A 14,523-nucleotide genomic window follows, 5' to 3' on the forward strand; every position below is an offset into this window, starting at 1 on the left:
GGGACGGGTCGTTAAAGGATGTCGGGCACCTCCGGCCGGACCGCTCAGCAGACCTGGGCCGGGGCTTCCGCCACGTTACCAGTGGTCACCGGGGTGATGGACGGCGGCCGCTGACCACCGGGTCAGGTACCGGAAAAGGGGAAAACTCCCCGGACGCTCCGCAACGGGAGGGGCACGACCACTTGACCACGTGTCGCATTCCCCGTACCGTCACGCTCCGTAGCGATCGACGGGAGAACCCCGAGCAGCACTGGGAGTGTCCGAATGCCCTCTGAATACGCCAAGTCTCTGGGCGCCCGCCTGCGCTCCATCCGCCAGCAGCAGGGTCTTTCCCTGCAGGGTGTGGAGGAGAAGTCGAACGGGCGGTGGAAGGCCGTGGTGGTCGGCTCGTACGAGCGTGGCGACCGGGCCGTGACGGTGTCCCGTCTGGCCGAGTTGGCCGAGTTCTACCGCGTACCCGTCTCGGAGCTGCTGCCTGACGGCAGTGGCGTCCGCCACGAGCCCACCAGCAAGATTGTCCTGGACCTGGAGCGGCTCTACGACGAGGCCTCCGAGGACCTGGCCTACGTCGCCCGCTACGCCCGCGCCATCCAGCAGCAGCGCGGCGACTACAACGGCCGGGTGCTCTCCATCCGCGCCGACGACCTGCGGGCGCTCGCGATCGTGTACGACGCCTCACCGTCGGGCCTGATCGAGCGGCTCACCGAGCACGGCGTGCTGGTGGCCGACCCCCGGGCGTTCTTCGCCTCCTGATCTGCCGCTCCACCTGATCTGCCGCTCCACCGAAAGGGCCCGTGCCAACTGGCACGGGCCCTTTTCGGATGTGCGGTGTTCGGTGGGACGCTCAGCGGGTGGCGTACTCGGCGATCCGGCCGAGCACCCCGTTGAGGAAGCGCGGCGAATCGTCAGTCGACATCTGCCGAGCCAGCTCCACTGCCTCGCTGATCGCCACCGCGTCGTCGATCTCGTCGACGTAGAGCAACTCGTAGACGGCGATCCGGGCCAGATTACGGTCGACGACCGGCATCCGCTCCAGCGTCCAACCCTCGGCGTAGCTGGCGATCAGCTCGTCGATCCGGTCGAGGTGCTCGGCAACCCCTTCGACCAGGCCCACCGCGTAGCCGAGATGCTCCGGTCGGGGCTGCTCGATGCGCTGCACGTAGCCGGCGAGCACCTCCACCGGAGGCTTGTCCCGAAGGTCGGCCTCGTAAAGGACATCCAGCGCCCGCTTGCGCGCCTTGCGGCGCGCCGGCATCTGCTGCTTGGAACCCTCAGCCATCAGGCGCGGCCGAGGTAACGGCCGTCGCGGGTGTCGACCTTGATCTTCTCGCCGGTGGTGATGAACAGCGGAACCGGCACTGTGGCGCCGGTCTCCACTGTCGCCGGCTTGGTGCCGCCGGTCGAACGGTCGCCCTGCAGGCCCGGCTCGGTGTAGGTGACCTCCAGCACGACGCTGGTGGGCAGCTCGATGTAGAGCGGCACACCCTCGTGCTGGGCGACTGTCGCCTCCGCCTCGGGCAGCAGGTAGTTGGCTGCCTCACCGACGGTGCCACCGGGCACGGTGATCTGGTCGAAGGTCTCCAGATCCATGAAGACGAAGTCCTCACCGTCGGCGTACAGGTACTGCATCGTGCGCTTGTCAACGGTCGCGGTTTCGACCTTGGTGCCCGCGTTGAAGGTCTTGTCGACCACCTTCCCGGACAGCACGTTCTTCAGCGTGGTGCGCACGAAGGCACCACCCTTACCGGGCTTGACGTGCTGGAACTCGACGACGGCCCAGAGCTCGCCGTCCAGGTTGAGTACCAGGCCGTTTTTGAGGTCGTTGGTGGAGGCCATTTCCTGCCTTGATCATCAATTGGCGGACAGACCTGGCAAGTCTACAAGCTGCGTCGAATCGGACGGTCCCCCGTTCGGAGCGCCCGGTCGGTGGGCCCTCAGCGGGTGGCCAGATGCTGCAGAGCGAGACGATAGCCGTCGATACCGAGACCGCAGATCACCCCGGTCGCCACCGCCGAGACCACCGAGTGGTGCCGGAATTCCTCACGGGTGTGGATGTTGGAGATGTGCACCTCCAGCAGCGGCCCCCGCAGCATGGCGCAGGCGTCCCGCACCGCGTACGAGTAGTGCGACCAGGCGGCCGGGTTGAGCACGACAGCGGCGCCCTCGTCGGCCGCCGTGTGCAGCCAGCCGAGCAGCTCGTGCTCCGCGTCGGTCTGCCGGACCGTCACCGCCAGCCCCAGCTCCCGACCGGTGCTCTCGCAGAGCGCCACCAGGTCCGCGTAGCTGGTCGCGCCGTACACATCGGGCTCGCGGGTGCCCAGCCGGCCCAGGTTCGGCCCGTTCAGGACGTAGACCTTCACGCGGTTGCCACCTCGCGGTAGGCGGCCTCCAGCAACGCGTCGTCGGGGCCCTCCAACATCGCCGGGCGGGCCAGCCCGTCGAGCACCACGAAGCGCAGCCGACTGCCCCGGGTCTTCTTGTCCACCCGCATCGCGGCCAACAGCTGCGGCCAGGCGTCGGCCGGGTAGCTCACCGGCAGGCCCAGCGCGCTCAGTGTGACCCGGTGTCGGTCGGCGGTCGGCGCGTCCAGCCGCCCGGCGAGCCGGGCGAGGGTGGCCGCGTACACCAGACCGACGGCGACGGCGTGGCCGTGCCGCCAGCGGTAGCCCTCGTTCTGCTCGATGGCGTGGGCCAGGGTGTGCCCGTAGTTGAGCACCTCCCGCAGGCCCGACTCGCGCAGGTCGCCGGCGACCACGTCGGCCTTGACCCGGATGGCCCGCTCGATCAGCTCCCGGCTCACCGGGCCTCGGGGGTCGGTGGCGGCCTCCGGGTCGTCCTCGATGAGATGCAGGATCGTCGGGTCGGCGATGAAACCGCACTTGACGACCTCGGCCAGCCCGGCCGCCAGGTCGACAGCGGGCAGGCTGTCCAGAGTGGCCAGGTCGGCCAACACCCCGACCGGCGGGTGGAACGCGCCCACCAGGTTCTTGCCGGCGGCCGTGTTGATGCCCGTCTTGCCGCCCACCGCGGCGTCGACCATGCCCAGCAGCGAGGTCGCCACCGGCACCCAGCGCACCCCCCGCAACCAGCAGGCCGCGACGAAGCCGGCCAGGTCGGTCACCGCGCCGCCGCCCACCCCGACCACCGCGTCGGTACGGGTGAAGCCGGCCGCTCCGAGCCGGTCCCAGCAGGAGGCGGCCACCTCGATGTGCTTTCCCGACTCGGCGTCGGGCACCTCGATCGCCAGTGGCTCGACGCCGTCGGCTCGCAGGCGTTCGCCGAGCGCGTCCGCGAGGGCCTTGAGCGGAGGCGCGTGCAACACCGCGACCCGGGTCGCGCCGGGCAGCAGGCCGGGCAGCGCACCCAGCAGGTCACGTCCCACCAAGACGTCGTACGGCCGCTCGCCGCCGACCGGAATTCGGGTCACCTCGTCCATCGCCGGCAGCCTAGTCCAGCGGGCGGCGCGGCGAGGGCGGCTGTCCACCTGCTGGCCGAGCGGCCCAGTCCGCCAACCGGCGGGCGTGTTCGGCCACCGCGGCGCGCAGCGCGTCCGGATGCCGCACTGTGAACGGACACCCCAGTCCGGCGAGGAGCGCCGCCATCCCGGGCAGGCTCTCCGCTCGGGCCCGCAGGAGCACCCCGTCGGTGGTGGCGGTCAACTCGGCGACGCTGGGCGGGATGCGGCGGCGGGCGGCGACCAGGTCGGTCTCCAGCACGACCTCCACCTCGTGCGTGTACGGCACGCCGGCCAGCGACCGGGTCACCCAGGCCACCGCCTCGAAGCCGTCCGGCACTGTGAACGTCGCCGCGCCGGGCGTCACCGTGCCGATCCGGTCCAGTCGGAAGGTGCGGATCTCGCCGCGTCGGTGGTCGTGGCCGGTGACATACCAACGGCCGGAGTGGAAGACCAGCCCGTACGGGTCGAGCTCGCGGTGCGACTGCTCGCCGCGCCAGGAGCGGTAGTCCAGCGCCACCCGCTGTCGGTGCCGGGTGGCCGAGGCCAGCGCGAGCAGGGTGCCCGACGCCGGTCCGCGTTCCGGCTCCGGACGACGCAGGGTGAAGCCCAGGTGCTCCTGGACGGCGGCGAGCCGGTCGGCGAGCGCCGCCGGCAGCACCCGGCGGATCTTCGCCAGGGCGGTGGCGGTGGCGGGCTGTTCGGTGGCGAGCCCGACCCGTTCGGCGACGACGAGGCCGAGCAGCACGGCCACCGCCTCGTCGTCGGTGAGCATCAGCGGGGGCAGCTTGTAGCCGGAGTGCAGCCGGTAGCCGCCGTATCGGCCCCGGTCGGCGGTGACGGGGATGCCCAGTTCGACAAGCGTGGTGGCGTACCGGCGCACGGTCCGCTCGTCCACACCGAGGCGGCCGGCGAGTTCGGCGGCCGTCGACCGGTGCCGGGTCTGCAGCAGTTCGAGCAGGGCCAGCACCCGTCCTGCGGGATGTGACACGGGCCACTCCTCAAAACCGGGCGGATCCTGTCCGGAATAGATCGTACGGTCTGTCGGTAGCCGAGAGAAGGAGCCACAGATGGCGACATTCGTGCTGGTGCCGGGATTCTGGCTGGGTGCCTGGGCGTGGCGGGACGTGACCGTCGCGCTGCGGTCGCAGGGGCACGAGGTCTATCCGATGACGCTGACCGGGGTGGGCGAACGCGACCATCTCGCCGGGCCGGAGGTCAGCCTGGACACGCACACCACCGACATCGTCCGACTGATCGAGGTCGAGGACCTGCGCGACGTACTGCTGGTCGGTCACTCCGGCGGGGGGATGCCGGCGGCCCAGGCGGTGGACCGCATCCCGGACCGGATCGCCCGGATCGTCTACGTGGAGAGCGGGCCGTTGCCGGACGGCACGGCGCAGTTCGACACGCTGCCGCCGGAGGAGCAGCAGCGGCTGCGGGCCGCGATCGGCACCGGACACCTGCTGCCGCCGCCGGCCTGGGATCCGGCCGCCGACCCGACCAACCTGGCCGGCCTGGACGAGCCGACGCTCGCGCTGCTGCGTACCCGGGCCACCCCGCAGCCGCTACGGGCCGCCACCGACCCGGTCCGACGCACCGGTGGGCGCCCGGTGCCGACCGCGCTGGTCGCCAGCACGTTCCCGCTCGACGTGGTGCGGCAGATGATCCAACAGGAGCATCCGTTCTTCACCGGCCTGGCCGACGGCCAGCTGCATGAGCTGCCCACCGGGCACTGGCCGATGCTCAGCGAGCCGAAGGCTCTGGCCGACGTCCTCGACCTGATCGCCCGCAGCTGAGGACCACCCCCTCTGCGCCGATCTTGCGGTTCCGGTTGCCGAGATGGGGGGAAACGCCCCCTACGTCGGCACGGTAAGTGCAAGATCGGCGCGACAGGTCCGCGTCAGCGCGGAAGCAGAGCGGCGACGTCGGCGACGACCTGCGCTGGGGCCCGGCCATCGGTGACCACCGTCTCGGTGGCGACCTCGGCGTAGAGCGGCTTGCGCTGGTCCAGCAGGTGCTTGAGGGTGGCCCGTGGGTTGATCGCCAGCAGCGGCCGGCCGGCGCCGAGCCCGACCCGCCGCACCGCGTCGGGCAGCTCGACCGAGAGGTGCACCACCCGGTGCCCGATCAGGGCCGCCCGGGTCTCCTCGGCCAGCACCGCGCCGCCGCCGAGGGCGAGCACGCCCGTGCCGCCGGCCAGCGCCGCGGCCACGGCGGCCCGTTCCAAGGTACGGAAGTGGGCCTCACCCTCGTCGATGAAGATCTCCGGGATCGGCTTCCCGGCCATCTGCTCGATGTCGGTGTCGGTGTCGCGGAACTCCACCCCGAGCGTGGCGGCGAGCGCCCGCCCGACGGTGGTCTTGCCGCACCCGGGCGCGCCGACCAGCACGACGACCGGTGCCATCAGCGGATGACCAACGCGTCGAGGTACCCGGCCAGGTTGCGGCGGATCTCGGCGATCGAGTCTCCACCGAACTTCTCGGTGGCCGCCTCGGCCAGCACCAGCGCCACCATCGCCTCGGCGACCACCGCCGCGGCGGGCACCGCGCAGACGTCGGAGCGCTGGTTGATCGCGGTGGCCGGCTCGCCCGTGGTGACGTCCACGGTGGCCAGCGCCCGGTTCAGCGAGGAGATCGGCTTCATGGCGGCGCGGACCCGCAGCGGCTCACCGGTGGTGATGCCACCCTCCAGGCCGCCGGCCCGGTCGGTGACCCGGCGGACGCCGGTGGCCGACGGGATGATCTCGTCGTGCGCCTCCGAGCCGCGCGAGCGGGCCTGCTGCCAGCCGTCGCCGATCTCCACGCCCTTGATCGCCTGAATGGACATCAGCGCGGTGGCCAGCCGGGCGTCGAGCTTGCGGTCCCACTGCACGTGGCTGCCCAGCCCCGGTGGCACCCCGTACGCCAGCACCTCGACCACACCCCCGAGGGTGTCGGCGGCCTTCTTCGCGGCATCGACCTCGGCGACCATCAGGGCGCTGGCCTCCGGGTCGAGGCAGCGCAGCGGGTCGGCGTCGATCCGGGCCGTGTCGGACGGCGTGGGACGCAGGCCGGGCTTCGCGGCCACCGGGCCCAGCTCGACGACGTGCGAGACGATCTCGATACCGAGCGCCTGACGGATCAGCGCCTTGGCGACAGTGCCGACGGCCACCCGCGCGGCGGTTTCCCGGGCGCTGGCGCGCTCCAGGATCGGCCGAGCGTCGGTGTGGCCGTACTTCTGCATGCCGGCCAGGTCCGCGTGGCCGGGCCGGGGGCGGGTCAGCGGGGCGTTGCGGGCCTGCCGGGCCAGCTCGTCGGGGTCGACCGGGTCGGCGGCCATCACGGTCTGCCACTTCGGCCACTCGGAGTTGCCGACCCGGATCGCCACCGGGCTGCCCAGGGTCACGCCGTGCCGCAGGCCGCCGAGCAGCTCGACCTCGTCGCGCTCGAACGACATCCGGGCACCCCGCCCGTAGCCCAGCCGTCGACGGGCCAGCTCGTCGGCGATCTCGGTGGTGGTCACCTCGATGCCGGCCGGCACCCCCTCCAACATCGCGACGAGGGCGGGACCGTGCGATTCACCTGCAGTCAGCCAGCGCAACACAGCGGTCAGTCTGTCACGGCGGGCCACCGCCGCGGCGCGCTCCCCGTCGCGTCCCGCCCAGCGGACGCCGCCGCCCGCTCACGCGGGCGGCGGCTCAGATCCCCCGACCGCGCTTGTGCAGGGTGCGCAGCACCGCGTCGGCCCGGACCACCCGACCGGCGACGGCGAGGGCCAGGTAGGCGCGCGGCTCGCGGGGGTTGCTCCGCAGGGTGCGCCGGGCCCAGCGCAGTGCGCCCCGGCGGTCGCCGGAGGCGGCCTGGGCGAACGCGATCTGCCCAGCCACCCGGGCCTCGCCGGCCGGTTGACTGGCGAACTCCGGGTAGCGCCGCAGCAACCACTGCAACGCCTCCGAGATGGTGTCCCAACGCTGCGCGAAGTACGAGCGCTTGTGCCAGCGGACCAGCACCGACGGCGTCCGCAGGTTGATCAGCGGCGCGCTGCGCGCGGCCCGCAGCAGGAACTCGTAGTCCTCCGCGTAGCTGCCCGGGATCTCCTCGTCGACCAGCCCGAACCCGTTGCGCAACGCGGTGGCGCGGATCAGGAAGGTCGACGGGTGCAGCTCCGTCATCCGGTCGCGAAGCAGGTCGTCCAGGGTGATCCGGTCCTTGTCGAGCACCCGGTCGACGGTGTGCCCGTCGTAGTTGACCCGGATGCCGCAGCAGACGAACTCGGCGGCCGGGTCGCCGGCCAGCGCGTCGACCTGGGCGGCCAGCTTGCCGGGCAGCCACTCGTCGTCGTCGTCGCAGAACGCGACCAGCTCGCCCTCCGCCGCGAGGGTGCCGCTGTTGCGCGCACCGGCCAACCCGGGGGTACGCGCGTTGCGGATCACCCGCACCACGCGGGCCGGGCCGCTCCCCAGCTCGGTCAGCGACTCGTCCGGCGCGGACTGGTCGAACACCACGACGACCTCGATCAGGGCCGGGTAGTCCTGTGCCAGGATCGCGCGCACCGCGGCCCGCAGCAGCTCGGGGCGGTCCCGGGTGGGCACCACGACGCTGACGGTCGGCTGCTGGGTCATCGAATCTCCTTCGTACCCGGGCGCGGCCGGGACCAGGCCCGCCACCGGGGTGGGCGCGGGGTCGAACGGGCCACCAGGTCGTCGACGATCTGCCCGACCCGGGCCACCGCCGCCCGTCGTGCCTCGTGTGCCTCCGGGTCGGCGGCCACCGCGTACCGGGACGGGTCGGCCACCCCGGCGGCCAACGCGTCGTGCAGGGCCTCCCGGGTCTCGCAGAGCGCCACCAGCCCGGCGGCGCCGAGCCGACGGGCGAAGAGGAGCTGGTGGTTGTCGACGTGCTCACCGCGAGCCGGATCGCGGGGCACCACGATGGGCAGGTGGCCGTGCCGGCGGGCCTCCAGGATGGTCGCCGGGCCACCGTGGCAGACCACCAGGTCCGCATCGATCATCGCCTGTTGCAACGCGTCGTGGCCGAGGAACGGCACCGCGCCGCTCAGCTGGGGCGCTGCGGTATGCCCGTGCTGCATGGTCAGCCCGATCGGGCCGGAGGCATGCGCGTGCCATTGCGCCAACCAGTCGACGAGCCTGTCGAAAGGGTGCTTGTCGGTGCCCACCGCGACCAGTAGCCGGAGCTGGGCGACGGCCGAGCTGTCGCGCTGGCGCGGCAGGCGGGCCGCCTCGGTGTCCGGCCGGGGTTGCGGACGCCGGGCGGTGCCCGTCTCCCCCGTCACAGCAGCGTCCCGACGACTGTCGCCTCGGGATACTGCCGGCGCTGCTCGTCCCACTGCACGAGCATCGCGGACAGGAAAGGCCGGCAGAGCCGAGCGGTCAACGTCGGGGTGTCGATCCGGTCGTACACCTCGATGTAGACGGTTGGGATGCGCCGCAGCCGGGCCAGCACCACGAACGGCACCGCCACACCGGCACCGGTGGTGACCACGGCGGCTACCCGCCGCGCCCGCAGCACCCGCCAGGCCAGCAGCGCGTTGCGCAGCAGGTTCGGCACGTTGCGGGTGGTCGGGTGGTGCGCCGGTACCAGGTCCTCGCCGGCCAGCAGTGACACCGCCTCCGGGGTGTCGAAGGTGACCCAGCAGCGCCGCCACTGTTCGTACCAGGGCCGCAGGGCCAGTAGTTGGGCCAGATGGCCGCCGCTGGAGCCGACCAGCAGCAGCACCGGCGCCCCGCTGTCGTCGTTGTTCGTGTCCACGCGACTCCCCACAAGTTCGCTTGGAATTTCAGTTCACGCCAGGCAGAAGCAGATCACACGATCCCCGGTCGTTGAATAGCGCGACCGGCCGAGATGACGATCTCCACAGCGGGCGGTGCGGTACACCGAACGTCCGAGGTCCATCGATCGTCATCACCACCTGCGATTATGTCGTCACTCTGCGGCGCACCGTCGTCGCCGCGATTCCTCCAGATCAGCCGCTATGTCTTTTCTCGATGACGTCCAAGAGTGCGGGATGCAGGGCGCCGTTCCAGCCCGCGCCCGCGTCGGCCAGCCGCCACGTCCGCAACCACATCTCCACCAGGTACGCGTCGGCGACGAGCCGGCGCTGCGCGGCGTCGAGGCCGAGCCGCTCACCGTGCCGGCTCAGATATCCGTCCACTGCCGAGGCTGCGGCGTCGGCCGGCTCCCCACGCAGGACGAGGGCCCGCTGGAACGCGTCGTGCGCCAGGTCGAAGCCGACCGGCACGTCCGGCCCGCTGTGCTCCCAGTCCCAGGCGACCAACCGGCCGGCGTGCCAGCCCAGGTTCCACGGCACCCAGTCACCATGCCAGTGACCGAACTCGACGCTGGTGTCGCCATGCCGGCGGGCCAACGCCGAAACCGCGGCGACCGCCCGCGCACCGGCCGGCTCGGTCGCGGCGGCCCGGCCGGCCTGATCGGCCAGCCGGCGCAGGAAGGTCGAGTCGACCAGCGGTCGAGGTGTGCCCGCCGGGCCGCCCCGCCGGGCGACCGCGAGCAGCGCCGCGATCCGGGGCGGGTCGTCCACCGGCACACCGCGTACCGCCGGGGGCAACGGCTCGATCACCGCGACCACCTGGCCGGCCCACGACGTCTCGGTGAGCAGCCGCGGCGGCGTCGGGTGGTCGGCGACGCCGACCACCTCGCGCAACGCCCGCAGCGCCGCCGCCTCCGCGCTGACCAGCGCACGGGTCGCGTCGTTCCAGCCGATCTTCGCGTAGCCGCGCGGACGCCCGTCGGCACTGAAGAGTTGCAGTGTGGGCTTGCCGTTCGGGTCGGGCGGGCGGACCCCGAACGCGGCCAGCAGCGGCGTGTCACCCAGGTCGGCGGAGAGCCGCTCGCTCAGCAGCAACTCCGCGGCCGGCACCCCGGCCGGCACCGAGACGGTCAGCGTCGGAAAGGGCGCGAGCCCCACCCGACCGAACCGGGCCAGCCCACCGAGCACCGCCCGCAGCGCGCGCACCTTCGGTGGCCGCAGGGCGTTGTACGCCAACAGGGACGCCGCCCCGGCCCGGGGCGCGCCCAACGGCACCAGGAACCGGGCCCGGGCGACCGACGGCACCACCGCGTACCGGGCCACCGCCCGGTGACCGGCAGGCGGGGCGCCGTCCACTGTCAGACCGACCCGGTCGTCCGGGAAGACCGCGCGGCTCACCCAACCCAGGCCGTCCACCCGTGAACGCGGGTCGGCGGCCGGGCCCACCCGGGTCGTCACGCGGCCCGGTCCGCCCAGTCGAGGTCCAGCCCGAGCCGGTGACGCAACGCGTCGTTGTACGGCCGGTAGTAGTCGGTCAGCTCAGCGCGCACGCTCGGCTCCAGCGGTGCCGAGCGCCGATCGTTGTAGACCTTGAAGTTGGGCAGGTCGTACGCCGGCAGACCGAGGAAGTCCAAGGTCCGTCGGTAGGTCGCCCGCGAGTCGCGGTACAGGTCCTCGCTGGGCAGGAAGAGGATCTGCTCCCGGGCGAAGCGCTCCAACCACGGCTCCAGGTGCTCCAGGTAACGCCCCCGGGCCCGGTACGTGTACCAGTCGTACGGCTCGCTGAACGACTCCGGCTCGGCGATCAACCGCTCCCGCTCCCCCGCCGTGCGTTCCGGCTCGGCCGCCAGCGCGGCGGCGAAGTCCAGTGGTTCGATGCCGTGCGTGCGGCGTTCCTTCCAGTGCGAGTACGCCCGCTCCACCGGGTCCCGCAGCAGCACGATGAGCTTCACCGACGGCATCAGCGTGGCGACCCGCTGCGCGGCGAGCGGATGGAACATGTACAGCGGGGCGGCCTCACCGACCCGGACCGGCCCACCGTGCCGCTTGGCCAGGGCCTCGCGCTGCCGATCGGTCGGGAAATGCGACCGGTACCAGGCTTCGCCGCGGCCCCAGTGCTCCTCGAAGTAGTGCGCCGACTTGGTGTTCCACGCGGGAAAGAGCCGGGGCACCAACGGGTGCTGGATGAGGTAGTTCCACAGGGAGGTGGTGCCACCCCGTTTGGTCCCGATGATCAGGAAGTCCGGCAGCGGCCGGCGGTCGCTGGTGCGAACGCCGTAGTCGACGAGCGACTCCTTCACCCGGGTGGTCACCTGGGTCGGAACCAACTGCTTGACCCGGTTACGGATGGACACCACGACGAACCTCACCTACCTCTCGTCGATGCCGGGGTGGGCTCGGCGGCCGTGGCCGCGCTGTCCCCTCCACGGATCTGCCTCATGGTCCCCCGGATGCCGGCGCGCACCCGGGGCAACGTCAACATGCCGACGCAGCCGGTCAGCAGCACCGCAAGCGCCACCGCGAGGCCGGGCAGGCCGCGACCGCCCACCAGCACGCCGGCCCCGGCGGCCAGGCCCACGCCGGCGATCGTGGCCGCCGCGGCACGCACCATCGCGGCGTCGAACAGCGGCTCCCGAACCACCGACCGGGCGAACCCCGCGGCGGTGAGGTTCTCGGTGGCGATGCCGGCCGCCCAGGCCACCGCCGCTCCCGTCGCGCCATAGTGGGGGATCAGCCAGAGACCCAGCGAGACGGTCACCGTCAACCCGGCAACTGTGGCGACCAGGTGCAGACCGCTGCGCCCGCCCATCAGGAGCAGGCTCTGCACGTTGCCCACCCCGGTGTTGACCAGCATCGCCAGCGCCAGCACAGTCATCGCCGGCACACCAGCGGTGAACTCCGGTCCGAACAGTTGGAGGAAGGCCAGCGCGAAGACCGCCAGCAGCAGGTACACCGGCCAGGACAGCACCAGCCCCCAGGTGGTCAACTGTCGGTGCACGGCCGCCGCCGCGGCCCGCTCGCCGCGCCCGAGCAGCCGGGACAGCTGCGGCGACACCGCCACCCGCAGCCCCTGCATGGCCAACTGACCGGCCAGCACGTACCGGCCGACGGCGCCGAACACACCGGCGTCCGCCGGCCCGGCCAGCACCGAGGTGAGCAGCACACCCACCCACATGCTGCCGGCGTCGATGGCCGCCGAGGCGGCCCGGGGCAGCGCGAAGCGCCAGAACGTGGACCAGTCGGCGCGCTGCGGACGCAGCGTCGCCCCCCGGCCCAGCCCGAGCGGGCCGGCGACGAGGGTGAGACAGGCCAGCAGCGCCAACGCCGCCGGCACCAACCAGCCGGTCATCCCGGCGAGCAGACCACCACCCGCCAGGGCGGCCGCGCCGACCAGCACCGGGCGGGCGACAGGCAGGAGCAGGAACTGCACCCCGACGTACGCCCGGATGGGCCGCACGCAGCGCAGCGTGGCCAGCAGCAGGGTCATCGCGACCACCACCGGCACCGCGGCGAACGTGACGGTGAGCAGGGCGTCCCCGCTCGCGCCGGAGCCGCCCAGCAGCCGGGGCGCGAGGGCGTCGGCGGCCAGCACGCCCGCACCGGCGACCAACAGCCCGGTCACCAGCGGCGGGATCAGCGCCACCGGGAGCACCCGGGCGGCGTCACCGCGCACACCGGCGCGGCGGCGGGGCAACGCCCACATCAGACCGGTCTCCGCGCCGAGCGTGCAGATCGCGGTGGCCACCGTGACGACCCCGATCGCGGCGAAGAACGCGCCAGCGCCGGCCGGACCGTAGCTTCGGGTGATCACGACCGCCAGCACGAACCCGAACAAACCGCTGGTGGCCGCGCCGAGCAGCCCGGCCACGCCGCTGCGCGCGCTGCGGCGGGTCTCGGCCGAGCCGCTGTCCTCGGCGGCCGACGGCGCGGCCTGATCCTCGGCAGGAGTGGACGTGGGCCGGCCCTCGTCGGCACCGGCCGACGGTCGGGTCGCGGCGGTCACGCGGGCACCGGCGCGGTCCGCGCGGGCGTCGGCGACGCCCCGGCCAACCGGGTCAGCCGTTCGCGTTCGGTGAGCGCCATCGCGAAGGCGACAGCGAAGAACGCGACAGCGAGATTCTGGTTGGCCATGCCGTAGAACGGGACCTGCACGAGGCAGACCACCGGCACCACCGCCAGCCACTGCCCGGCCGCCGACGTCGCCCGCGCGCAGATCACCGCCGCGGCGACGAACCACGCCAGGAAACAGATGAGCGCGGGTACGCCGTGGCTGAACAGCACCATCCACAGCTGCCCCTGGGTGCCGATCGGCGCGGCCGCCGACACGGTGTCGACGTTCACCGGAGCGCCGTAGCCCAACCAGGGCGACTCCTGCACGCGGCGGATCACCTCGGTGTAGAGCGAGAGGCGGTCGGTGTTGGTGTCGCTGGAGTCGACCCGCCTGCTGATCAGCTCGGTGATCGGGATGAACAGCGTGGCCAACCCGCCGATCACCACCACCCCGACGATGGACGCGGCCACCCGGACGTTGCCGCGCAGGCTGGCCCGCACCCCGAGCACCGCCAGCCCGGCGCCGAGGCTGAGGAACATCGCCCGGTTGAGGGTGAGGAACGCCGGCGCCAGCGACAGCGGCAGCGACGCCAGCAGCGCCCAGCGCAGCAGCCCCTGCCGGCGCAGCATCGCGAAGGCCACCACGCAGGGCAGGGTCATCGCGTACGCGCTGCCGTAGTTGTTGGTGTACGCGAACGGCGCGGCCGGCCGATAGATCGGGTTGAGCGAGCGGGCGCTGTACTCAGCGGTGGTGAGGTGCACCATGTCCTGGATGAACGGGGTGCCGGCCACCCCGCCCGGCAGCAGCACCTCCATCGGGGTCGTCATGGCCAGCCGGGGCATCAGCACCCCGAGCCAGCCCAGCGCCACCAGCCCGAACCAGAACGCGCAGAGCGGGGTGAGCACCGCAACCAGGCTGGCGCGTTCCCGGGCGGCCGCGTAGACGTAGACACCGACCACCAGCGCGGTCAGGTAGAAGGCCAGCCGCAGGGCGAACGTGAGCAGCGAGGCGGGCGACGACAACTGGGTGGCGCTGACCACCACGATGGCGAGGAAGAGCAGCCAGATGCCGGCCGCCGGCGGCAGTGGCACGCGCCCCCGGGTGAGCAGCAACGCGAACAGCAGCGCACCCAGCAGCGGCCAGCCGAGGTAGAACGCACCGAACAGCCACCAGAGCGGCACCAGGCCGAACATCATCGACAGCGGCCAGAGCGGCAGTTGCGGCGGCGCGGACGGCGGCACCGGAGCGA

16 protein-coding genes are annotated in these 14,523 nt (G+C 72.6%); 2 read left to right on the forward strand and 14 right to left on the reverse strand.

The genetic code is table 11. The features are described 5' to 3' along the window. Nucleotides 1–264: 264 nt before the first annotated feature. Nucleotides 265–753 (forward strand): transcriptional regulator BldD, encoded by a 489-nt coding sequence (gene bldD, locus NIE111_RS22170; RefSeq protein WP_007458348.1) that lies wholly within the window; start codon nt 265–267, stop codon nt 751–753. A gap of 91 nt (nt 754–844) precedes the next feature. Here the strand turns inward: bldD and nusB are convergent, their stop codons facing one another. The 5 genes from nusB to NIE111_RS22195 form a co-directional block, all read right to left on the reverse strand. Beyond that, nucleotides 845–1,255 carry a transcription antitermination factor NusB gene (gene nusB, locus NIE111_RS22175; RefSeq protein WP_208641306.1) on the reverse strand — a complete coding sequence of 137 codons (411 nt, stop codon included), beginning with the start codon at nt 1,253–1,255 and terminating at the stop codon, nt 845–847. A gap of 23 nt (nt 1,256–1,278) precedes the next feature. Beyond that, complete coding sequence (gene efp, locus NIE111_RS22180) at nt 1,279–1,836, reverse strand: elongation factor P (RefSeq protein WP_007458344.1); 558 nt, start codon at nt 1,834–1,836, stop codon at nt 1,279–1,281. 98 nt (nt 1,837–1,934) lie between these two features. Next, complete coding sequence (gene aroQ, locus NIE111_RS22185; protein ID WP_238686213.1) at nt 1,935–2,360, reverse strand: type II 3-dehydroquinate dehydratase; 426 nt, start codon at nt 2,358–2,360, stop codon at nt 1,935–1,937. Then, nucleotides 2,357–3,436 (reverse strand): 3-dehydroquinate synthase, encoded by a 1,080-nt coding sequence (gene aroB, locus NIE111_RS22190; RefSeq protein WP_238686214.1) that lies wholly within the window; start codon nt 3,434–3,436, stop codon nt 2,357–2,359. The genes aroQ and aroB overlap by 4 nt, the downstream gene beginning before the upstream one ends. Nucleotides 3,437–3,446: 10 nt before the next feature. Beyond that, entirely contained in the window at nt 3,447–4,445 is a 999-nt protein-coding gene (locus NIE111_RS22195) for a helix-turn-helix transcriptional regulator (protein ID WP_238686215.1), read from the reverse strand. Between the two features lie 79 nt (nt 4,446–4,524). On the opposite strand from NIE111_RS22195, the gene NIE111_RS22200 reads away from it, so the two are divergent. Continuing rightward, complete coding sequence (locus NIE111_RS22200; protein ID WP_238686216.1) at nt 4,525–5,253, forward strand: alpha/beta fold hydrolase; 729 nt, start codon at nt 4,525–4,527, stop codon at nt 5,251–5,253. A 104-nt stretch (nt 5,254–5,357) separates the two neighbouring features. Here NIE111_RS22200 and NIE111_RS22205 read toward each other — a convergent pair whose 3' ends face one another. The 9 genes from NIE111_RS22205 to NIE111_RS22245 all read right to left on the reverse strand — a co-directional run bounded on the left by NIE111_RS22205 (nt 5,358) and on the right by NIE111_RS22245 (nt 14,515). Continuing rightward, a complete protein-coding gene (locus NIE111_RS22205; RefSeq protein WP_238686217.1) occupies nt 5,358–5,861 on the reverse strand; it encodes a shikimate kinase in 504 nt (167 codons plus the stop codon). Beyond that, nucleotides 5,861–7,039, reverse strand: a complete 1,179-nt coding sequence (gene aroC, locus NIE111_RS22210) for a chorismate synthase (protein ID WP_091401884.1) — start codon at nt 7,037–7,039, stop codon at nt 5,861–5,863. Before aroC ends, NIE111_RS22205 begins: the two co-directional genes overlap by 1 nt. A 94-nt stretch (nt 7,040–7,133) precedes the next feature. Beyond that, nucleotides 7,134–8,057, reverse strand: a complete 924-nt coding sequence (locus NIE111_RS22215) for a glycosyltransferase family 2 protein (RefSeq protein ID WP_238686218.1) — start codon at nt 8,055–8,057, stop codon at nt 7,134–7,136. Continuing rightward, nucleotides 8,054–8,728, reverse strand: a complete 675-nt coding sequence (locus NIE111_RS22220) for a glycosyltransferase (RefSeq protein WP_238686219.1) — start codon at nt 8,726–8,728, stop codon at nt 8,054–8,056. Before NIE111_RS22220 ends, NIE111_RS22215 begins: the two co-directional genes overlap by 4 nt. Next, nucleotides 8,725–9,204, reverse strand: a complete 480-nt coding sequence (locus NIE111_RS22225; protein WP_124821238.1) for a glycosyltransferase family 28 protein — start codon at nt 9,202–9,204, stop codon at nt 8,725–8,727. The genes NIE111_RS22220 and NIE111_RS22225 overlap by 4 nt, the downstream gene beginning before the upstream one ends. A 214-nt stretch (nt 9,205–9,418) precedes the next feature. Then, complete coding sequence (locus tag NIE111_RS22230; protein WP_238686220.1) at nt 9,419–10,681, reverse strand: hypothetical protein; 1,263 nt, start codon at nt 10,679–10,681, stop codon at nt 9,419–9,421. After that, nucleotides 10,678–11,592 (reverse strand): sulfotransferase domain-containing protein, encoded by a 915-nt coding sequence (locus tag NIE111_RS22235; protein WP_372488388.1) that lies wholly within the window; start codon nt 11,590–11,592, stop codon nt 10,678–10,680. Before NIE111_RS22235 ends, NIE111_RS22230 begins: the two co-directional genes overlap by 4 nt. Continuing rightward, entirely contained in the window at nt 11,589–13,226 is a 1,638-nt protein-coding gene (locus NIE111_RS22240) for a lipopolysaccharide biosynthesis protein (RefSeq protein WP_238686221.1), read from the reverse strand. Before NIE111_RS22240 ends, NIE111_RS22235 begins: the two co-directional genes overlap by 4 nt. Next, a complete protein-coding gene (locus NIE111_RS22245) occupies nt 13,223–14,515 on the reverse strand; it encodes an O-antigen ligase family protein (RefSeq protein WP_238686230.1) in 1,293 nt (430 codons plus the stop codon). Before NIE111_RS22245 ends, NIE111_RS22240 begins: the two co-directional genes overlap by 4 nt. Nucleotides 14,516–14,523 lie beyond the last annotated feature (8 nt).

It is taken from the genome of Micromonospora hortensis, from assembly GCF_022230935.1.
Lineage (GTDB): Bacteria > Actinomycetota > Actinomycetes > Mycobacteriales > Micromonosporaceae > Micromonospora > Micromonospora hortensis.